This is a genomic window from Novosphingobium subterraneum (assembly GCF_000807925.1).
Lineage (GTDB): Bacteria > Pseudomonadota > Alphaproteobacteria > Sphingomonadales > Sphingomonadaceae > Novosphingobium > Novosphingobium subterraneum.
Window position 1 is genome coordinate 99318 of sequence record NZ_JRVC01000018.1, and the last position, 17194, is coordinate 116511.

Annotated in this window: 13 protein-coding genes and 1 tRNA gene; 9 read left to right on the plus strand and 5 right to left on the minus strand. The window is 63.9% G+C overall.

Annotated features, from left to right (window positions below; all coding sequences use genetic code 11):
• Nucleotides 1–6: 6 nt before the first annotated feature.
• Nucleotides 7–624, minus strand: coding sequence for a TetR/AcrR family transcriptional regulator (locus tag NJ75_RS16570; RefSeq protein WP_039336463.1), 618 nt, complete (start codon nucleotides 622–624; stop codon nucleotides 7–9).
• Nucleotides 625–788: 164 nt separating this feature from the next.
• Here NJ75_RS16570 and NJ75_RS16575 point away from each other — a divergent pair, with 164 nt between their 5' ends.
• Nucleotides 789–3119, plus strand: a complete 2331-nt coding sequence (locus NJ75_RS16575; protein ID WP_039336466.1) for a TonB-dependent receptor — start codon at nucleotides 789–791, stop codon at nucleotides 3117–3119.
• 168 nt (nucleotides 3120–3287) lie between these two features.
• The gene (locus NJ75_RS16580) at nucleotides 3288–4043 is read left to right on the plus strand and encodes a YkgJ family cysteine cluster protein (protein ID WP_052242583.1); all 756 of its coding nucleotides are present in this window, start codon (nucleotides 3288–3290) and stop codon (nucleotides 4041–4043) included.
• Here NJ75_RS16580 and NJ75_RS16585 read toward each other — a convergent pair whose 3' ends face one another.
• The gene (locus NJ75_RS16585) at nucleotides 4044–5009 is read right to left on the minus strand and encodes a complex I NDUFA9 subunit family protein (protein ID WP_039336522.1); all 966 of its coding nucleotides are present in this window, start codon (nucleotides 5007–5009) and stop codon (nucleotides 4044–4046) included.
• A 222-nt stretch (nucleotides 5010–5231) separates the two neighbouring features.
• On the opposite strand from NJ75_RS16585, the gene NJ75_RS16590 reads away from it, so the two are divergent.
• A tRNA-Leu gene (locus NJ75_RS16590) sits at nucleotides 5232–5318 on the plus strand.
• Between the two features lie 234 nt (nucleotides 5319–5552).
• Nucleotides 5553–8438: a CHAT domain-containing tetratricopeptide repeat protein gene (locus NJ75_RS16595; RefSeq protein WP_039336468.1), complete on the plus strand. Its 2886-nt coding sequence runs from the start codon at nucleotides 5553–5555 to the stop codon at nucleotides 8436–8438.
• 8 nt (nucleotides 8439–8446) lie between these two features.
• Here the strand turns inward: NJ75_RS16595 and NJ75_RS16600 are convergent, their stop codons facing one another.
• A complete protein-coding gene (locus NJ75_RS16600; RefSeq protein WP_039336470.1) occupies nucleotides 8447–9310 on the minus strand; it encodes a dienelactone hydrolase family protein in 864 nt (287 codons plus the stop codon).
• A 160-nt stretch (nucleotides 9311–9470) separates the two neighbouring features.
• Here NJ75_RS16600 and NJ75_RS16605 point away from each other — a divergent pair, with 160 nt between their 5' ends.
• Nucleotides 9471–10190: a nuclear transport factor 2 family protein gene (locus tag NJ75_RS16605; protein ID WP_039336472.1), complete on the plus strand. Its 720-nt coding sequence runs from the start codon at nucleotides 9471–9473 to the stop codon at nucleotides 10188–10190.
• A 16-nt stretch (nucleotides 10191–10206) separates the two neighbouring features.
• Here NJ75_RS16605 and NJ75_RS16610 read toward each other — a convergent pair whose 3' ends face one another.
• Nucleotides 10207–10689 carry a MarR family winged helix-turn-helix transcriptional regulator gene (locus NJ75_RS16610; protein ID WP_169745737.1) on the minus strand — a complete coding sequence of 161 codons (483 nt, stop codon included), beginning with the start codon at nucleotides 10687–10689 and terminating at the stop codon, nucleotides 10207–10209.
• Between the two features lie 174 nt (nucleotides 10690–10863).
• Between NJ75_RS16610 and NJ75_RS16615 the strand changes: the two genes are divergently transcribed.
• The 4 genes from NJ75_RS16615 (at nucleotide 10864) to NJ75_RS16630 (ending at nucleotide 16070) form a co-directional block, all read left to right on the plus strand.
• A complete protein-coding gene (locus NJ75_RS16615; protein ID WP_039336476.1) occupies nucleotides 10864–13206 on the plus strand; it encodes a TonB-dependent receptor in 2343 nt (780 codons plus the stop codon).
• Nucleotides 13207–13336: 130 nt separating this feature from the next.
• Nucleotides 13337–13738 carry a nuclear transport factor 2 family protein gene (locus NJ75_RS16620; protein WP_052242584.1) on the plus strand — a complete coding sequence of 134 codons (402 nt, stop codon included), beginning with the start codon at nucleotides 13337–13339 and terminating at the stop codon, nucleotides 13736–13738.
• 14 nt (nucleotides 13739–13752) lie between these two features.
• Nucleotides 13753–15222 (plus strand): aldehyde dehydrogenase, encoded by a 1470-nt coding sequence (locus tag NJ75_RS16625; RefSeq protein ID WP_039336478.1) that lies wholly within the window; start codon nucleotides 13753–13755, stop codon nucleotides 15220–15222.
• Between the two features lie 11 nt (nucleotides 15223–15233).
• Entirely contained in the window at nucleotides 15234–16070 is an 837-nt protein-coding gene (locus NJ75_RS16630; protein WP_039336480.1) for an SDR family oxidoreductase, read from the plus strand.
• Between the two features lie 21 nt (nucleotides 16071–16091).
• On the opposite strand, the gene NJ75_RS16635 is transcribed toward NJ75_RS16630, so the two are convergent.
• Nucleotides 16092–17084 carry a DUF4402 domain-containing protein gene (locus NJ75_RS16635; protein WP_039336482.1) on the minus strand — a complete coding sequence of 331 codons (993 nt, stop codon included), beginning with the start codon at nucleotides 17082–17084 and terminating at the stop codon, nucleotides 16092–16094.
• Nucleotides 17085–17194 lie beyond the last annotated feature (110 nt).

Consider the following 17194-nt stretch of genomic DNA (forward strand, 5'->3'; position numbering starts at 1 on the left):
CATTCCTCATCCTTGGCGCGCGCGGAGCCCTTCGCCCAGCAGGTCTGCGGCCACTTCGGCGATCTCTTCCACCGGACGGCTGTCGTCCCAGACGCCGAAGCGCAGGCCGAGGAAGACGTTCATGCCCATGATGGCCCATGCCCGCACGTCCTGTTCCCCATCGCGCAGCGTGCCGGACGCCACGCCGTCGGCCAGACGCGCGGCGATGCGAGTGGCGGTGCCTTCGTAGTGGTCGCGGTAGCTTTGCGGATCGGCAAATTCGGCCTCGTCGATAATCCGGTAGATTTCCTTGTGATCACGCGCAAAGTGCAGGAACCCGACCAAGGCTTCGCGCTCACGCTGCAAGCCGGTGGCGCCTTCGCTTACGGCGGCGGCGGCGGTCGTTGCCACCCTGGCTGACATGTCACGCACCAGCGCGGTGAAGATCGCGTCCTTCGAATCAAAATAGGTGTAGAAGCTGCCCAGGGCCGTCCCGGCGCGCCGGGTGATGCCGCTGATCGAGGCTTCGTGAAATCCGCGCTCGCCGAACTCTGCGGCAGCGGCGTCAAGCAACTTGCGCAAGGTTTCGCGCCCGCGCGCAGTGCGCGGCACCTTTCCCGGACTTGCAGCGCTCGTCTGCGCCATGTGCGATCCTCCCCGCAACCGCCCACCCCACACGCGTGTTGCCGTTTCGCCACGATTCGTAGCGACAAACGGGCAATCTCACAACGAGAAGTTGAAAGGTGGTTCAACTTTCAATATCAGGGTGCTCGAGCGGACGGAGCAGTCCGCGAGAGGGAGCCTGTCTGATGACCCGTATTTCCACGCGCGCCGCCCTGGCCGCCACAGTTGCGCTGTTCGCCGTGCCCGCCATGCCCGCCTTCGCACAGGAAACGCCTGCTGCCGAAGATGCTTCGGATATCGCTACCGGGAACGAGATCACCGTGATTGCCCGCCGCCGCGAGGAACGCCTGCTCGACGTGCCGATTGCCATATCCGCACTGAATACCGATGCACTCGAACGTGCCGGTGCGAAGGACCTTTCGGGCATCCAGGGCGCCATTCCCAACGTGAACATCGTGCAGGGCCGCGGTTCGGCCAGCAGCGCCAACTTCTACATTCGCGGCATCGGCCAGCCTGATGCGCTGCAGACATTCGACCCCGCAGTCGGCGTCTATGTGGACGGGGTGTACCTGAGCCGTATCCAGGGCGCGCTGCTCAACCTGTTCGATGTCGAGCGGGTCGAAGTGCTGCGCGGGCCGCAGGGTACGCTCTACGGCAAGAACACGATCGGCGGTGCTGTCAACGTCGTGTCGAAGAAGCCCCATCTCGATACCGTGAAGGGCGAGGCTGCGTTCACCTACGGTCGCTTCGATGAAGTGACGGCGAAGGGATATGTTTCGGCCCCGCTGGTCACCGACAAGCTCGCGCTGTCGCTTGCCGGGGTCTATGACGACCGCGACGGGATCGTCACCGACCCGCGCACCGGCCGCAAGTACAACGATCGCAACAATCTTTCCGGCCGCGGCATCCTGCGTGCCAAGCCGACCGATACGGTCGAAGTGCTGATCTCGGGCGATTATACGCGCCAGCGCAATGCGGCCACGCTTGGCTATCTTACGGCACCGTTGATCCAGACCGACTTTGCCCGCGGCGCGGTCGTGCTTGCTCCGGCAGAACCTTATGGTCCCTATGACTACAAGGCATCGACCAGCCTTGCCCCGGATCAGGGCCAGAAGCTTGATCACTGGGGCGTTTCGGGCACGATCAACGTCGATCTCAGCGACAGCTTCCAGCTCACCTCGATCACTGCCTACCGCAAGCTCAAGACCGACTTCTTCATCGACATCGACGCCACGCAGTTCGAGCTGGGCGACGTGTTCGTCGGCGTTCGCCAGGACCAGTTCAGCCAGGAACTGCAGCTCAAGTACGATGCCGACAAGCTCAAGGGCGTGTTCGGCCTTTACTACCTCAACGAGAACGTGAGCTCGCATCAGGAAGCCTACGCCGACGGTCTGTTTGCCTTCAACGGCGCGCCCATTACCTTCCTGCGCACGATCGACGACAAGCAGGTGACCAAGAGCTATGCCGCCTTCGGCCAGCTGACCTACGCCTTCACCGAGCAGCTCTCGATGACTGCGGGCCTGCGCTACACGCACGAGAAGAAGACCTACAACCGCTGCACGGTTACTGCCTCGACGCTTGGCCTGCTCAACAACATCCGTTACTGCTTCCCCGACAACCTGCCCGCGCCCTTCACCGGCGACAACGACGTCAGCTACGATGCGTGGACGCCGATGGTCAGCCTCTCGTATAAGCCGACGCCTGATACCCTGCTCTATGCCTCGGCCAGCCGCGGCTTCAAGGCGGGCGGCTTCAACGGCCGCGTCAACTCGAACGGCGATATCTCGGTAACGCGCAATGGCGTGACGACGGTGGTGCCGAACTTCGAACCGGAAACGGTCTGGTCCTATGAAGCGGGTGCCAAGGGCACCTTCCTCGACGGCCGCGTCAATGTTTCGGCTGCCGCCTTCTACACCGACTACAACAACTTCCAGGCCCGCGTCGGCAATGGCACCAATGTCGGGCTCGGCGGAAGCTTCCCCGTGCTCAACGCCGGCAAGCTGCGCATCCAGGGCTTCGAGTTCGACATCTCGGTCCGCCCGGTCCAGCCGCTGACGCTTTTTGCGTCGGTCGGCTACCTCGATGCCGATTACAAGCGCTTCGACGATCCGCGCCGCTTGCCGCCTGCCGGTGGCGCCGCGTTCAGCTGCAACCCGACAGGCACGCAGATCACCTGCCGGCCGGCCTTCGCGCCACCGCTCACCCTGCGGGCGGGCGGCGAATACCGCGTCTCGCTCGGCGATGCTTCGCTGACGCTGGGCGGTGACGTCCGCTTCGTCGACAAGCAGTACCTCTCGGTCGACAACCGCCCAGGATTGACCGAAGACGGTTACCTGATCGGCAATCTCTATGCCCAGGTCGACTTCGACAAGTTCTACCTCCGCGGCGCGGTCAAGAACGTGGGCAACACGCTCTACAAGACCGATGGCCAGGAATTCAGCTCGGTGGGCAACATCCAGACCGTCTACTACGGCGATCCGCGCACGTGGAACGTCACGGTCGGCGTCCGCTTCTGATGTGACACAAGACCTCGAGCGGGGCAGGCGCCCTCAAATCCCTCCATCGCCTGCCCCTGCCGCCGAAGCCCCGGTCCGACGTGGCCGGGGCTTTTGGCAGGTTTGGACTGCTCCATACCTGTTGGTTCTTCGCTTTGCGGACGAAGCGCGTCCCGCTCTATTGACGGCATGGAACTGCACTTCGAATGCACGCAATGCGGGCGCTGCTGCCATGATCTCAGGTTGACGCTTTCGGTAGCAGAAGCCTGTGCCTGGGCTGGCAGAGGCCATCAGGTTGACCTGCTGACGGAAGCCTGGCCATGGCCCGACGATGGCGCTTCTTCCGATGCCGGGATGGCGTGGCGGAAGGCGACCAGCTTCGCTGTTCGCGTCGGGGACGTTCCATTCCGGATCAATCTCAGGCTGGTTGCGCGGCACGAGGGCGCTTGCCCCCATCTGCTGCCGGACATGCGCTGCGGGAACTACGAAGCCCGTCCTCGCATCTGCCGCATCTATCCGCTCGAAAGCCGCCCCTTCGAAGCGGTGGAGCCCGTGCGTCGGAAGTGCCCTCCCGAAGCCTGGCACGATGATCTGCCGCTGCTGGAGCGCGACGGTGAACCGTCCGACAGCGCAGCGGGCGAAGTGCTTGCCGCGCATCGCCAGGCCATGATCGATGACGTCCCGGTCAAGGCGCGGCTGGCGTCGGCACTGGGATTTGCCGAGACGGCTTTTGCCGGGGAGGGCATGGCAGTGTGTGAAGTCGCTCCGCTCGCCTTGCTGACGGTTGTCGAGGAAGTGTCCTCCGGTCGCTGGGATGTTGCGCAGGGCTGGGCAATCGTCACGAACCGGACATCGACGGCGCAGATGCTGGCCAATCTCGATTGCCCGGTGCGGTTGGTGTCGGCCGGGCCCGCTTACCTGCCGGCCTTTGCTGACGAGGCTTGATCAGGCGGACTTGGCGCGTGCGCCGAAGCGACCGAACTTGCGGTAGCGCGTCATCCAGCGGGCGAGAAACAGGCCCAGCGGCCGCGGAGTTACGCCGAGTGCCTCGATTCCGGGCAGGTCGCCCGAAGCCACGTTGCCAGCCTTCAGCAGCTTCCACTGGTCGGTGCTCATCGGTGCGCCCGGCAGCCATCCGGTCAGCGAAGCGAAGGCGCCCGAAACCGCGTCGGGCAGTTCGACCAGCATGGGCGTGCGGTCCGCAGCCTTGGCGATGCGGCGGTTGAGCTCGCCCATGGTGATGACTTCGGGCCCGGCCAGCTCGTAAGTCTTGCCGCCATGCGCGTGCGGGTTGGCCAGGGCATTGCCGATGGCTTCGGCAGCATCGTCCACGAAAACCGGCTGCAACCTGGCGGCAGGGCCGAATACCGGCAGCACCGGCAGCTTGGCTACCAGACCGCCGAACATATTGAGGAAGTTGTCATCCTCGCCGAACAGGATCGAAGGGCGCACGATCGTCGCTGTGGGGAAAGCAGCCAGCGCGGCCTTCTCGCCCTCGGCCTTGGTCCGGGCATAGGGCACGTCCGATCCGGCATCGGCCCCAAGCGCGGAGACATGGACAAACGCGCGCGCGCCCGCAGCCTTTGCAGCTTCGGCCAAGCGGCCTACGCCCTGTCCCTGCAGCGAATCGAGATCACCGGCAAAGGCACCCACCAGGTTGACCACGGCGTCTGCGCCGGTCAGGGCAGCTGCGACGGTGTGCGGCTTGGTGACATCGGTGGCCACGAACTGGATCTGTCCCAGCGTGCCAAGCGGGCGCAACTTGAAGGCGCGCTCGGGATGACGGCTGCACACGCGCAGGCGCGCGCCGCGTGAGAGCAGTTCCTGCGCCAGATGCGTGCCGAAGAAACCGCTGCCGCCCACCAGTGCCACCAGCATGCCTTCGAGATCGCGCGTCCTGCCGTTTGCCATATCGAGCGTGTCCTGAATCATCTTTGCCCGCCAATCCGGGCCATTTCACGCGACGCCTTTGGCACAGCAGCGGGCGCAGTTTCAATGAGGAAACACCCCTCTGCCCTGCCAGTTGCAAAAAGAGTTACCCTCGCGTGGATTTGCCCCGTTGACACCCCGCCGCGCCTGTCCTAGTGGCGCGCTCCTACCCGGCGAGACGGCGCTTCAGCCCCTCGCCTCCGTGCCCAGATGGCGGAATTGGTAGACGCACCGTCTTCAGGTGGCGGCGCTGGTAACGGCGTGGAGGTTCGAGTCCTCTTCTGGGCACCATTTCTTGATCGGGCGGTCACCCGCCATCAGGTTCAGCTCCCTTTTTGAGAATTGCGTATTCGCCTGGACAGGCGGTGTGCGGCATTCCGGCTTGGTCCGGTTCGCTTTTGCGGCGCAGGGAAATGTCCCTTCACTCCGATTTATTGTCGATGATCGACAGTCCCGTGCGTCTCGCTTATCCAGCAAGGCGGGATGGATTTGGAAACGGGGTGGGCACAGATGCGGGCTTCTCGGATGCGTAGGGCTGCGCTGGCCGCCGTTTCGGGCCTTGCCTGTCTTGGGCAAGTGCCAAGCCATGCCGCAGCAAAGTCCCCAGCACCGCTCGCCGCGCTCGACAAGGCCCTGTCCGCGGCAATCAACCGGGAAAACGCCAATCCCAACCAAGCCAATTTCGATGCCAGTCTGAAAGCGGCCGAAGCCGTCATTGCTGCGGCGGAGGGTTTGCCGATGGGGCCGGACACATCGCCATATCTGGCGCGCGCGCTCGTATCGCGTTCAAGCTATGCGCGCGAAGCAGGAGAGATCGACAAGTCCCTGGCCGATGCCGAGCGTGCGCGCGAGGTGATCCTGCCCTATCGCGATCTTGCGCCCGATGCTTACGTGCAGTCTATTGCCCTTGCCGGTGACGTGGCGATCCGCCGGGCCCTGTTCCAGCAGGCGGCCGATCGGCTTGGCGAAGGGGCTGGCTATCTGGCGCAGCGGCGCGGCAAGGGGCCGTCGTCTGCGGCGCTCGACATGAGCGAATCCAACATCGGCTACACACTGGCAATCGCCTACATGCAGCTCGGGCAGTACGATGCCTCGGTCAAGGCGCAGGAAGCGAGCCTGGCTGCCCGGGTGCGCGCCGTGGGCGAGTTCCATCCGGCGACGATCAGCGCACGGTACAATCTGGCGTTGCGCCTGTCGCGGGCAGGGCGGCTCGAAGAGGCCGAAGCTATGGCGCGGCTTGCAGCCGAGCAGGTCAAGCAACATGTGCCGCAGACCGACCTGGGGCATGTCCGCGCCGTCGAGACGCTGGCGCTGGTGCTGGCAGGTGGAGGCAAGCGGAGTGAGGCGGTGGAGGTGGCGCGGCATGCGCTCGATATCCGCGTCGCCACCACTGGCACCGGCGATGTCAACTTTGCTGCCGGCCTGACCTCGCTGGGAGGGCTGCTGGCCGATCTCGGGCGCTATGACGAGGCCGTGAGCGTCCTGTCGGGGGCAACGTCGACGCAGGACAAGCTTGGCGCGCTTGCGGCGCCTACGGACCGCCTTCGCACCTTGACGTTTCTCGGGCATGCCCAATTGGGGCAAGGCAAGATGGCCGATGCGCGCCAATCGCTGGATGCGGCCTACGCGATCTGGGAAAAGACCAGGGCGGCAGGGACGGCCGAAACCCTTCTGCCATCGGTAGCGCTGGCGCGTCTAGACAGTGGCGACGAAGCTGGTGCGGTCGCCGCCGCGACAGCACATCTTGCGGTCGCCTCCAGCCCAAGAGCGCCCGTGCTGGGCAAGGCGCAATCATGCGCTATCGGCGCCTTGCTTGGCATTGCGGCGGCCGAATGCGGCGGAAGTCCGGGCTATGCGCTTGTTCGCGCGGTGACCGACCGGCTCGATGCGAGTGCGGATGGCGAGCTCGTGCTGGCAGACCGCCTGTCGCTGGAACTGGCAATGCGGCTGGCACTGCGTAATGGTGATGTTCAACTGGCGGCCGATGCATCGCAGGTGCTGGTAGGATCGAAGGTTGCGCGGGCGACACGGCTTGCCGCGGCCCGGGCGGGGACTTCAGACCCCGGGCTGGCAGCGCGCATACGCACTCTTCAGGATGCCGAGATGGCCTACCGTCGTGCCAATTCGGTCTATCTGCTGCTGCTGGGAAATGGCGGCGACGTGCAATCGGCCCGTACGGCTCGCGATGTGGCGCTTGCCACGCTGGAGCAGGAGCGTGCCGGTATCGCCAGCAGCTATCCTGCCTGGGCCGCGCTTACCGCTCGCCAAGGCGTCCCCTTGGCCGATATCAGGAGCACGCTGGCAAAGGACGAGGCTGTCCTGGCGGTCGTTCCGGCGTTGACGTCGGCCTTCGTCCTGCTGGTCTCGCCAGACCGGGCCGTGGTGCAGCGGATGCAACCTAGTCGCGCGAGCTTTGCGTCGAGCGCGGCACGGTTGCGTCGCGCGCTCGACCAGCGGAGCTTCGATGCGGCAAGCTCGCACGAACTCTATCGCGCGATCTTCGCAGGCATAGCACCTGATTTGCGCAGGACAGGGGCCTTGCGGATAGTCGCTGGTGGTGATGCCGCAGCCATCCCGTTCGCAACCTTGCTGGAGCGTCCGGTCGACAGGATCGGTCGCAAGGCTCCGTTTCTCGTCATGCGCTATGCCTTGTCGGCTGGTGCGTCATTGCAGGCGCGGACAGCACAGCCGCGGCGCGCGCTGGCTGCTTCGGCCATGCTGGCGCTGGGCGCGCCAACACCGTTCGGCACCAGCATGGCGGATGCGCAAGCGGCAAGGAAGGGGCCGCTCCTGGCAAGTGCTGTCTTTCGCGGGGGGCAGGCGGATGCGCAGTCGCTCGCCTCGCTGCCCGCCTTGCGCTCGGCCGAAGTTGAAGCCGTCTCGCGCAGCGTTGGCAAGGCAACCGTCCTTACCGGTGACCAGGCAAGCGAAGAGCAACTGGCCAAGACCAGGCTGGACCAGTACGGCGTCCTGTTGTTTGCCACGCATGCATTGGTCGCCGGGGAAATGGAAGGCGTTACCGAGCCCGCGCTCGTGCTGGCCCGACCGGAGCGAGGATCAAGCAGCGATGGCGTGCTGACCGCGTCAGAGATTGGCGCGCTACGGCTCGATGCCGACTGGGTGATCCTTTCCGCCTGCAACACTGCTGCCGGCGACGGTGAGGCAGCCCCGGCCTATTCCGGCCTCGCACAGGCATTCCGCTACGCGGGGGCACGAACGCTGATGCTTTCGCATTGGCCCGTACGCGACGATGCGGCGGCGGTACTGGCCGCAACAGTGCTCAAGGAGGCGGCGAAGGGGCGAAAGCCGGCGCAGGCGCTACGTACGGCCATGTTGCGCGCCATGGCCGATCCGGACCTGCCGGATGCGGCCAATCCGCACGTCTGGGCTCCGTTCGTCGTGTTTGAATAGGCGGAGGTTCAGAGGTTTGCCTTGAACAGGTCGAGCATCCTGCCCCAGGCCCGTTCTGCCTGAGTACGGTCATAGATCGGGGCGTCTAGGGTGCACCAGCCGTGCTGGGCAGGGTAGACTTCGATCTCGGCAGGGCGGCTGGCGGCATCGGCTGCTGCGCGAAGCTGCGTCTTCTCCTTGGGTGCGCGCTCGTCATCGTTCTGGGCGATGGCAAAGAGATAGGCGGCGCGGGTCTTGCCGATCAGGTTGACCGGGCTGTCGGCCTCCGGCCCGACGAGACCGCCGCCGTGGAACGAGGCAGCCGCGCCGACGCGAGCGGGGTTGGCAAAGGCCGTCCGCACCGTGAAGGGGCCGCCCATGCAATAGCCGGCGGAGCCGATGCGCTTCCTGGCGTTCACTTCCTTCTGCATGTCGAGCCATGACACGAATGCAGCGGCATCCGAGGTGGTGCCCGAAGGCGTGATTGCCGCGATCATGGGCTTAAGCTTCTTCTGCCCGGCGTCAGAGCGCCACGCCATCAGTGACTCGAGGATCGGGGCGGGGCTGGAGCGGTAATACTGGTTGACGACCAGCACCGCATAACCGGCAGCGGCAAGGCGGGTGCCCATGGTCTTGTAGGCATCGCGCAGGCCCGCGATGTCGGGCCACATGATCACGGCAGGGTGCTTGCCGCGGGTGGGGTAGACAAAGAAGGCATCAGCCTTGCCGTCGGGCGTGTCGATCGTCACCATGCGGCTGGAGGTCGGCGCTTCTGCGGCGGTGACGCAGCCCGGGATCGTGGCGAGCGCGGCAGCGCCTGCGCCGAGGCCTGCAAACTCGCGCCGGTTGAGGAAGAATGCAGCGTTTTCGGCTTCGGTGATCTCATCACACATCGCAGGTTCTCCAGCTCCCGTCAGTCGAGAAACCTAGCGCAGCGGAGTTCGCGCGCAAGGTTTGAATCGGTTTCATTTTTCCCTCTCGCAATCACGGCGACATTTGTTAGTGTTGCTTACAATATTAACCCTGCCGAAGAACTCTGGGGAGAGTCGAGACATGACCGATGTGAATGCCCGCCTTGCCGCGCTCGAAGCGCGCGTGACCGAGCTTGAGGATCTCAACGCGATCCGTCGCCTGCAGTGGGCCTACGGCTACTACATCGACTACAACCGGCCGGAAGAAGTGGCCGGGTTGTTCGCGAAGGACGGCGCGGTCGTGTTCCTGTCGGGCGAATACGTCGGCTACGAAGGGGTGATGCGGCTTTATGGAACGTGGTTCCAGAACCTGTTCACCGGAGGGCGGCGCGGCCCGGTCCATGGGCTGCTGCTCGACCACTTCCAGCTGCAGGACGTGATCACGATTTCTGACGACGGTCAGAGCGCCAAGGGACGGTTCCGGGGCATTCTTGCAGGCGGCTGGCACGATGACATCCTGGGGGACAAGCCCGAGGGCATGCCGCAGCAGTTCTGGGAAAGCGGGATCTACGAAAACGACTACGTCAAGGAAGACGGCGTCTGGAAGATCAAGCGCCTCGACTACATGATGCAGTGGCAGGCCGATTACGAGACTGGCTGGTCAAAGACCGTGGCGCACCTGCAGCCTGCCGCGGTGTGCTTCCCCGAGAACCCGATCGGGCCGGACCGCCTGCTACCCGATACCGACGTACGCCAGACCTGGCCGCATCGGCAGGAAGTGGCGATGAGCTTTGCCCATCCGGTGCTGGCCAAGGCCTTTGCCGTGGGGGATTTCACCAGGATGCAAAAAAAGTGGCCGTAAGGGGCGTCGGGGCGGGTTAACCGCCCCAGCGGCCGATGCGAGCGAGTACGGCTGCGGCGACGCGGCGGAAGGCTTCGCGGTCACGCGCCGGAACGCCCTTGAACAGGTCTGCGCCGACGTGGGCCAAGGCTGGAATGGTCTGTGCGAACAGTTCTTGCCCCGCAGTGGTCAGCCGAACCGGCTTGCGGCGGCGATTGCGGCGATTGGACCCGGGTTCCACAAGGCCGCGCTGCATGAGCGCGGCGATCGCGCGGCTGACGTTCATGGGCGGGACGCCCATGATTTCGGACAGGTCATGGCCGGCCAGTTCGCCTTCGCCACCCAGGGCCAGGACAATGCGCAGGTCGGTGGTGGTAAGGCCAAGCGGATCGGCGACCCCTTCGCGCATCGGCGTGCCGATAAAGGTGCCCAGCTTGAGCAGGTCGACCAGCAGCGCAACCTCACCCTCGATCAGGGCGATGTTCTGGTCTGCTTGTGCCGTGGTCGGTGGCGTATCCATCAGGCGCATCTATTGCCGGGTTCCCGTCCATCGGCAAGTGCTGAAGTGTGCTCGATCTGCATCACTTTGCACCCTCTTGAACATGCGCAAATGTTAGGCTTGCAAAGCGGTAATTAGTATGTCTTACTAACAAACAGCAACCGGTTCCGAAGAGGACCATACAGGAGAGGGGATATGGCTCAAGCCCATCGTACCACGTCACATGTGCGCCTGCTAGCCGCAGGTAGCCTGGCCGCACTCATGCTCGGTCTTGCCGCGCCGGCCATGGCGCAGGATGCTCAGGCGCAGGCTGAGGAAAGCACGCCGGAATCGGCGCGCGAGATCGTCGTGACCGCGCAGTTCCGCGAACAGCGCCTGCAGGATACGCCGCTTTCGATCACTGCCGTCGATGCGACCTTGCTGGCCTCGCGCAACCAGACCGACCTGTCGCAGATCGCGCAACAGGCCCCGAACGTCACGCTGAATGCGATGGGCGGCGCCTATGGCTCGTCGCTCGGCGCTTCGATCCGCGGCATCGGCCAGTTCGACTTCAACCCCGCCTACGAACCGGGCGTCGGCATGTATGTCGATGATGTGTATTACGCCACGCTGACCGGCGGCATTTTCGACCTGCTTGACCTTGAGCGCGTGGAAGTCCTGCGCGGCCCCCAGGGCACGTTGACCGGCCGTAACGCAATCGGCGGCGCGATCAAACTGTTCTCCAAGAAACCGACCGACGAGAATTCAGGCATGGTCGAGGCGGTCTACGGCAGCCGCAACCGCGTCGACATCCGTGGCAGCGCGAACTTCATCCTCGCGCAGGACCTATATGCCCGCATCTCGGGCGTGTACAAGCGCCAGAATGGCTACGTCGACCAGATCGACTATGGCTGCGCCAATCCCGGCAACCCGCAGGGTATCAGCGCGCGCCCCGGATCGGGCCAGGACTGTGTGATCGATAAGCTCGGCGAGAAGGGCTACGCCGGTCTTCGCGGATCGGTGCGGTATAATCCGGGCGATAATTTCGACCTCGTAATCATCGGCGACTATACGCATGAAGAGCGCACCAACGCGGCAGAAGTGATCTCGCTGATCAACCCGGCGCGCATCACCAACGCCTATGCCTGCGGCCGCTTCTGCACTTACGCGAACTTCTACGCCCCGCCGGGCGGCTTCGTCAGCCAAGGCTACGAGATGCCCAACCGCCTGAAGTTCGATGGCTATGGCTTCTCGGCCAACATGACCGTGGGCCTGAGCGATTCGATCAACATTCAGTCGATCACCGCCTACCGCAACTACCGCCAGAAGTGGGGCACCGACGACGACTTCACCCCCGACCTTGCGATTGCGGGTCAGGGCTACAACGACCTGAAGTTCTGGTTCTTCAGCGAGGAATTGCGCGTCAACGCCAAGCTTGGTGACATGATCGACCTGACCGTCGGCGGGTTCTATTCCGACCAGCGCTCGGTCTACTTCACCCGCCAGGACATTCGCTACATCGCGCCGGGCCTGAACTTCCAGTTCCTCGGCAACGACCCGGTCAACGCCGATAGCAAGGCCGTGTTCGGCACGGTGATTGCACGCCCGATGGATGGCCTGACGCTGACTGGCGGTCTGCGCTACACGAAGGAAAGCAAGGACTACACCTTCGTCCGCAAGAACTTCGACGGCGTCACCAAGTCGATCTACCTGGGCGCACTCGACGGCGTGAAGGCCGTCTACTCGGGCGACAAGGTCGACTGGCGCCTTTCGGCTGACTATCGCTTCAGCCCGGAAGTGCTCGCCTACGTGACAGTCGGAACGGGCTTCAAGGGCGGCGGCGTGACCGCGCGTCCGTTTGACGCCGCGCAGGCGCTCAACGGCAGCTTCGATCCCGAAACGGTTACCGCATATGAAGCAGGCCTCAAGACCGATCTGTTCGATCGCCGCCTGCGCATCAACATCGCCGGGTTCATCAACGACTACAACGATATCCAGCTGCCGCTGATCTCCTGTGCGTCGCTGGGCTCGAACGCGCCGTGCGGTGCGCGCCAGAATGCGGGTAACGGCCGCATCAAGGGCTTCGAGCTCGAAATGCAGGCCTCGCCGATTGAGGGTCTGGATATCGATGCCTCGCTCAGCCACCTGACCGGCAACTACAAGAATATCGATCCACGCGTTGGAAACGCGATCCTGCTGACCGACCCGATCGTGACACCGAACTGGAAGTACAGCTTCGGCATCCAGTATCGCGCCGATCTCGGCAGTGCAGGTTCGATCACCCCGCGCTTTGACTTTGCGCACACGGGCAAGACCAGCGCCGGCCGCATCGCTGCTGGCCAGCCGATTGAGTTCTTCAACGCCTATGACATCGGCAACGCCCGCCTGACCTGGCGGAACGAGGCCGAGGACCTGTCGATCTCGTTCGAAGTGCAGAACGTCTTCAACGAGTACTACACGCCGTTCCGCTTCGCATCGGTCTATGCCTTCACCGGTACGGCCTACAGCCAGGTGGGTCGTCCGCGTGAATGGGCAGTCACTGTGCAGAAGCGCTTCTGATCATTTCAGAGTACGCTAGGGAATGGGGCGGTCAGCGATGGCCGCCCCTTTCTTTTGAGCTTGGCGTGAACCATATCAAATGTTAGCTTTTCCATGCGAGCCGAATCCGGCCGCTACTGGGAGAGCCACCGTGCTGACGCGCGAAGCCTATGATCGCTATGTCGCCGCGTTCAACGCGAAGGACTATGACGCGGTTGCCGATTTCTACGTCGATCCGCCGCTGATGACGTTCTTTGGCGTCGACATACGTTCGCGCCAGGCGCTCAAGGATTTTTACGCATTCCTTCACCATCATGTGAAGGAAAGCGTGACCGTTCTGAACTTTGCCTGTTCCGATACCCTGACCGCCATCGATGCTGTCATTCGGGTGGAAGCGGTGAAGGACCTTTCCCGTGAAGCGCTCGACGCGCGCGGGATGCACGGCTTCTTCCCGATCGCGGTGGGCGAAGTGCAGGAAATGCGGCAGTTCATATTCTATACGATCAAGGACGGCCTGATCGAGCGCGTTGAATGCGCGCTGGCGCAGGCGTGAGAGGACACCAAGCCATGACACCAGAAGGCGTGAACGTCGCCCATCCCGACAAGCTCTTCATCGGCGGTCGGTGGGTGCCCGCCCACTCCGGACGCATGATCGAACTGGTCTCGCCCAACACCGAGCAAGTGGTGGGGCGCGTGGCGGAGGCCGACGAGGCCGACATGGATGCTGCCGTGGCCGCAGCGCGCATGGCATTCGATCACGGGCCTTGGCCAACCACGCCGCCTGCCGAGCGCATCGCTATGTTCCGGCGGATGGTGGCCCACCTCGAAACGCGCGTGCCCGAACTGGCCAGAGCCTGGACAGCCCAGATGGGCGGGCTGGCCTCGTTTGCCGGGCCAATGCATGGCGGCAGCGTCATGGCATTGAGCCAGATCGCCGGGTTTGCCGAACAGTTCGAATTCGTCGAGCGCCGCCCGAGCATGGCAGCGGACACAGCGCTGATCGCCTACGAGCCAGTCGGCGTCGTTGCGGCCATTGCGCCGTGGAACGGCCCGTTCGGGATCATGGCCAACAAGGTCGCCTATGCGCTGTTGACCGGTTGCACGGTGATCATGAAGCCATCGCCGGAAACGCCGCTCGAGGCCTACATCATTGCCGAGGCGGCAGAGGCGGCAGGCATTCCTGCGGGCGTGGTGAACCTTGTTACCGGGCACCGTGAGGCGAGCGACCATCTCGTCTGCAATGAAGGCGTCGACAAGGTGAGCTTCACCGGCAGCACCGTTGCAGGCAAGCGCATCGCCAGTGTCTGCGGCGCGCGCATGGCGCGGTGCACGCTGGAACTGGGTGGCAAGTCCGCAGCCATCGTGCGCGACGATTTCCCTATTGATGAGGCAGCCAAGATGCTGACCGGCACGATCACGATGATGAGCGGGCAGGTCTGCGCAATGCTCAGCCGGGTGATCGTACCGCGCCACCGGCACGACGAACTGGCCGAAGCCATCGCGGCGGAGATGAAGCAGGTCCGCATCGGTCATTCAGATGACCCCGAAACCCAGCTCGGTCCGGTGGCGATGAAACGCCAGCTCGAGCGCATCGAGATGTATGTCGAGGAGGGCAGGCAGACGGCCGATCTGGTCACCGGCGGCGGGCGCCCGGCACACCTCAACCGGGGGTATTTCATCGAACCGACCCTGTTTGCCAACGTGAAGAACGAAAGCCGCATCGCGCAGGAGGAGATCTTCGGTCCGGTCCTCAGCCTGATCCCGGTGGAAGACGAGGAAGATGCGATCCGCACCGCCAATGCCAGCGCCTATGGCCTTAACGGTTCGGTGCTGACGACAGATGCCGACGCAGCCTACCGCATAGCCCGGCGCGTCCGCACCGGCGGCTTCGGGCAGAACGGCTTGCGCATGGATTTCGGCCTGCCCTTTGGCGGGTTCAAGCAATCGGGCATTGGCCGCGAAGGCGGGCCGGAGGGGCTGTTCCCCTATCTCGAGATGAAGACGATCCTGATCGACGCAATGCCGTCGGCACTTTGAAGGACACGGGCATGAGCGGACACATTGCGGGCAAGTCGATCGTCATTACGGGCGCCGGTGGCGGATTTGGCAGCCTGGTCGCGAAGAAGGCGGCCGCGCTGGGCGCCCGCGTGACGCTCGGCGACATCGACCTTGCTGCGGCGCAAGGCGTGACCGATGCCATCATCGGGGCCGGGGGCAAGGCGCAGGCCGTTGCTGTCGACGTGCGCGATCTGGGGCAGGTCAAGGCGCTGGTAGCCGCGGCGCTCGATGCGTTCGGCAGGGTGGACGTGATGATCAACAACGCCGGGATCATGCCCTTGGCGTTTTTCTCGGACCATGAGGCGGCCTATCCTGCGTGGGAACGCTGCATCGACATCAACATCAAGGGTGTTCTGAACGGCATGGTCGCGGCCTATGATCAGATGATTGCGGCGGGGCGGGGACAGATGGTCAACATCTCGTCCATCTATGGCAATTTCCCGGTGATCGGCGCGGCGGTCTATGGTGCATCGAAATCAGCAGTGAATTTCCTGTCTGAATCGCTGCGGGTTGAAAGCCGCGGGAAGATCAAGGTCACCACGATCAAGCCAACCGGCGTGCCGACGACCGGCCTCTCCGGCACGGTGGTCAATCAGGCCGCCGGTATCGGCATCGTTGCACACAACATGTCCGATTTCATGGAGATGGTCGGCGAGATGGCGGCGGGGACGTTCCCACCCGAACGGCTCGATCCCGAGGCGATGGACTATGCCAGCCTTGCACCGGAACACATCGCCGATGCCGTGATCCATGCAATCGACCAGCCTTGGGGCGTCTCGATTGCCGAAGTGACTGTCCGGGCGGCCGGAGACCACTTCGTTCTGTGAGGAGCGTGGTTGCTCGTCACGTCAGTTGTACTGCACCATCACCGTAACGGTCCCTGTCAGCGTGCCGAGCGCCGAGGAGCCACTGAGGGGCACGGAGCCACCGACACTGACATTCACCGTACCGGCCGAACCGGTTGAGCCGCTCAGCACCTGCGGGCCACCCCCGACATTGGTCAGTGTAGCCGTGACCGAGCCACCGCTGCCCGATAGCGTCATCGTGGTCGGCACCGATATGGTGACCGCCTGACCGCCCTCGCCGCTTACGGTGAACTGGGCTGCTGTCGCCGCTGGCGCAGGGAAGCGGCGGACATTGGTTCCGCTGACCGAGACGACCCCATCGGGCGTCAGCGTGACCGCGCCGGAACCGCTCGTGGGACGTGTGACCGCGCCGAACTGCAGGTCCTGCGTCTTGGCAATGCTGACAGGGCGGATGACCTTCGCCAGGATGTTGCCGACAAGCGAATCCGATCCGCCGCCCGTCGCGCGCTGTGCGGTGATAAGGTAGCTACTGGAGGCGCTCCCCGTCGGAGATGCGGACTCGTTGCCGTCGACAGGAAGGTCGAAGCCGATCAGGAACGTGCGTGAAGATCTGCGAGGAATGGGTGCCAGATTGATCACGACATAGTTCCCCGCACTGTAAGCGGAGTTTACCGTTGCAGTGCCATTCGCAACGCTGATTGCGGTAATGTATCCGACGCGTCCTGTGGGGGATCCGGCCAGTGCCAGCGTCACCTGGACATTCGTCGCATTGCAGGCAAAAGTGTTGCTGCACGAAATCGTCACTTCGGCGTTTGCTGCCGTGTTCGACAGCCGCACCCCCGAACCGGAGGCAACCGTGACCGATCCGGACGAAGCGTTTGACCGGAACACCGTCTGCCCGGAGGCTGCGGAGACGACGTCGCCGAAGTTGGCGTCGGTGATCGCATCGACCGTGTAGGTCTGGGCATGCGCCACTGGAATCGGCACGAGTTGCAACAACAGGGTGCAGAGCGTGGTCAGCAACAAGCGGGTCATCAGCGTTTCACCATTTGCACGTGTTCGCTGAAGGCGACTTCACCGTTGACGTCAACGACACTCCCATCCGCTCCCACTGTCGCAAATATCGGTTCCTTCAGCCGCATGCC

What these genes read in the sequence shown, in the direction of transcription:
- NJ75_RS16635 (WP_039336482.1), bottom strand. Translation starts at nt 17,084, where the DNA reads ATGACCCGCTTGTTGCTGACCACGCTCTGCACCCTGTTGTTGCAACTC.
- NJ75_RS16570 (WP_039336463.1), bottom strand. Translation starts at nt 624, where the DNA reads ATGGCGCAGACGAGCGCTGCAAGTCCGGGAAAGGTGCCGCGCACTGCG.
- NJ75_RS16615 (WP_039336476.1), top strand. Translation starts at nt 10,864, where the DNA reads ATGGCTCAAGCCCATCGTACCACGTCACATGTGCGCCTGCTAGCCGCA.
- NJ75_RS16630 (WP_039336480.1), top strand. Translation starts at nt 15,234, where the DNA reads ATGAGCGGACACATTGCGGGCAAGTCGATCGTCATTACGGGCGCCGGT.
- NJ75_RS16625 (WP_039336478.1), top strand. Translation starts at nt 13,753, where the DNA reads ATGACACCAGAAGGCGTGAACGTCGCCCATCCCGACAAGCTCTTCATC.
- NJ75_RS16610 (WP_169745737.1), bottom strand. Translation starts at nt 10,689, where the DNA reads ATGGATACGCCACCGACCACGGCACAAGCAGACCAGAACATCGCCCTG.
- NJ75_RS16595 (WP_039336468.1), top strand. Translation starts at nt 5,553, where the DNA reads ATGCGTAGGGCTGCGCTGGCCGCCGTTTCGGGCCTTGCCTGTCTTGGG.
- NJ75_RS16580 (WP_052242583.1), top strand. Translation starts at nt 3,288, where the DNA reads ATGGAACTGCACTTCGAATGCACGCAATGCGGGCGCTGCTGCCATGAT.
- NJ75_RS16605 (WP_039336472.1), top strand. Translation starts at nt 9,471, where the DNA reads ATGACCGATGTGAATGCCCGCCTTGCCGCGCTCGAAGCGCGCGTGACC.
- NJ75_RS16575 (WP_039336466.1), top strand. Translation starts at nt 789, where the DNA reads ATGACCCGTATTTCCACGCGCGCCGCCCTGGCCGCCACAGTTGCGCTG.
- NJ75_RS16600 (WP_039336470.1), bottom strand. Translation starts at nt 9,310, where the DNA reads ATGTGTGATGAGATCACCGAAGCCGAAAACGCTGCATTCTTCCTCAAC.
- NJ75_RS16585 (WP_039336522.1), bottom strand. Translation starts at nt 5,009, where the DNA reads ATGGCAAACGGCAGGACGCGCGATCTCGAAGGCATGCTGGTGGCACTG.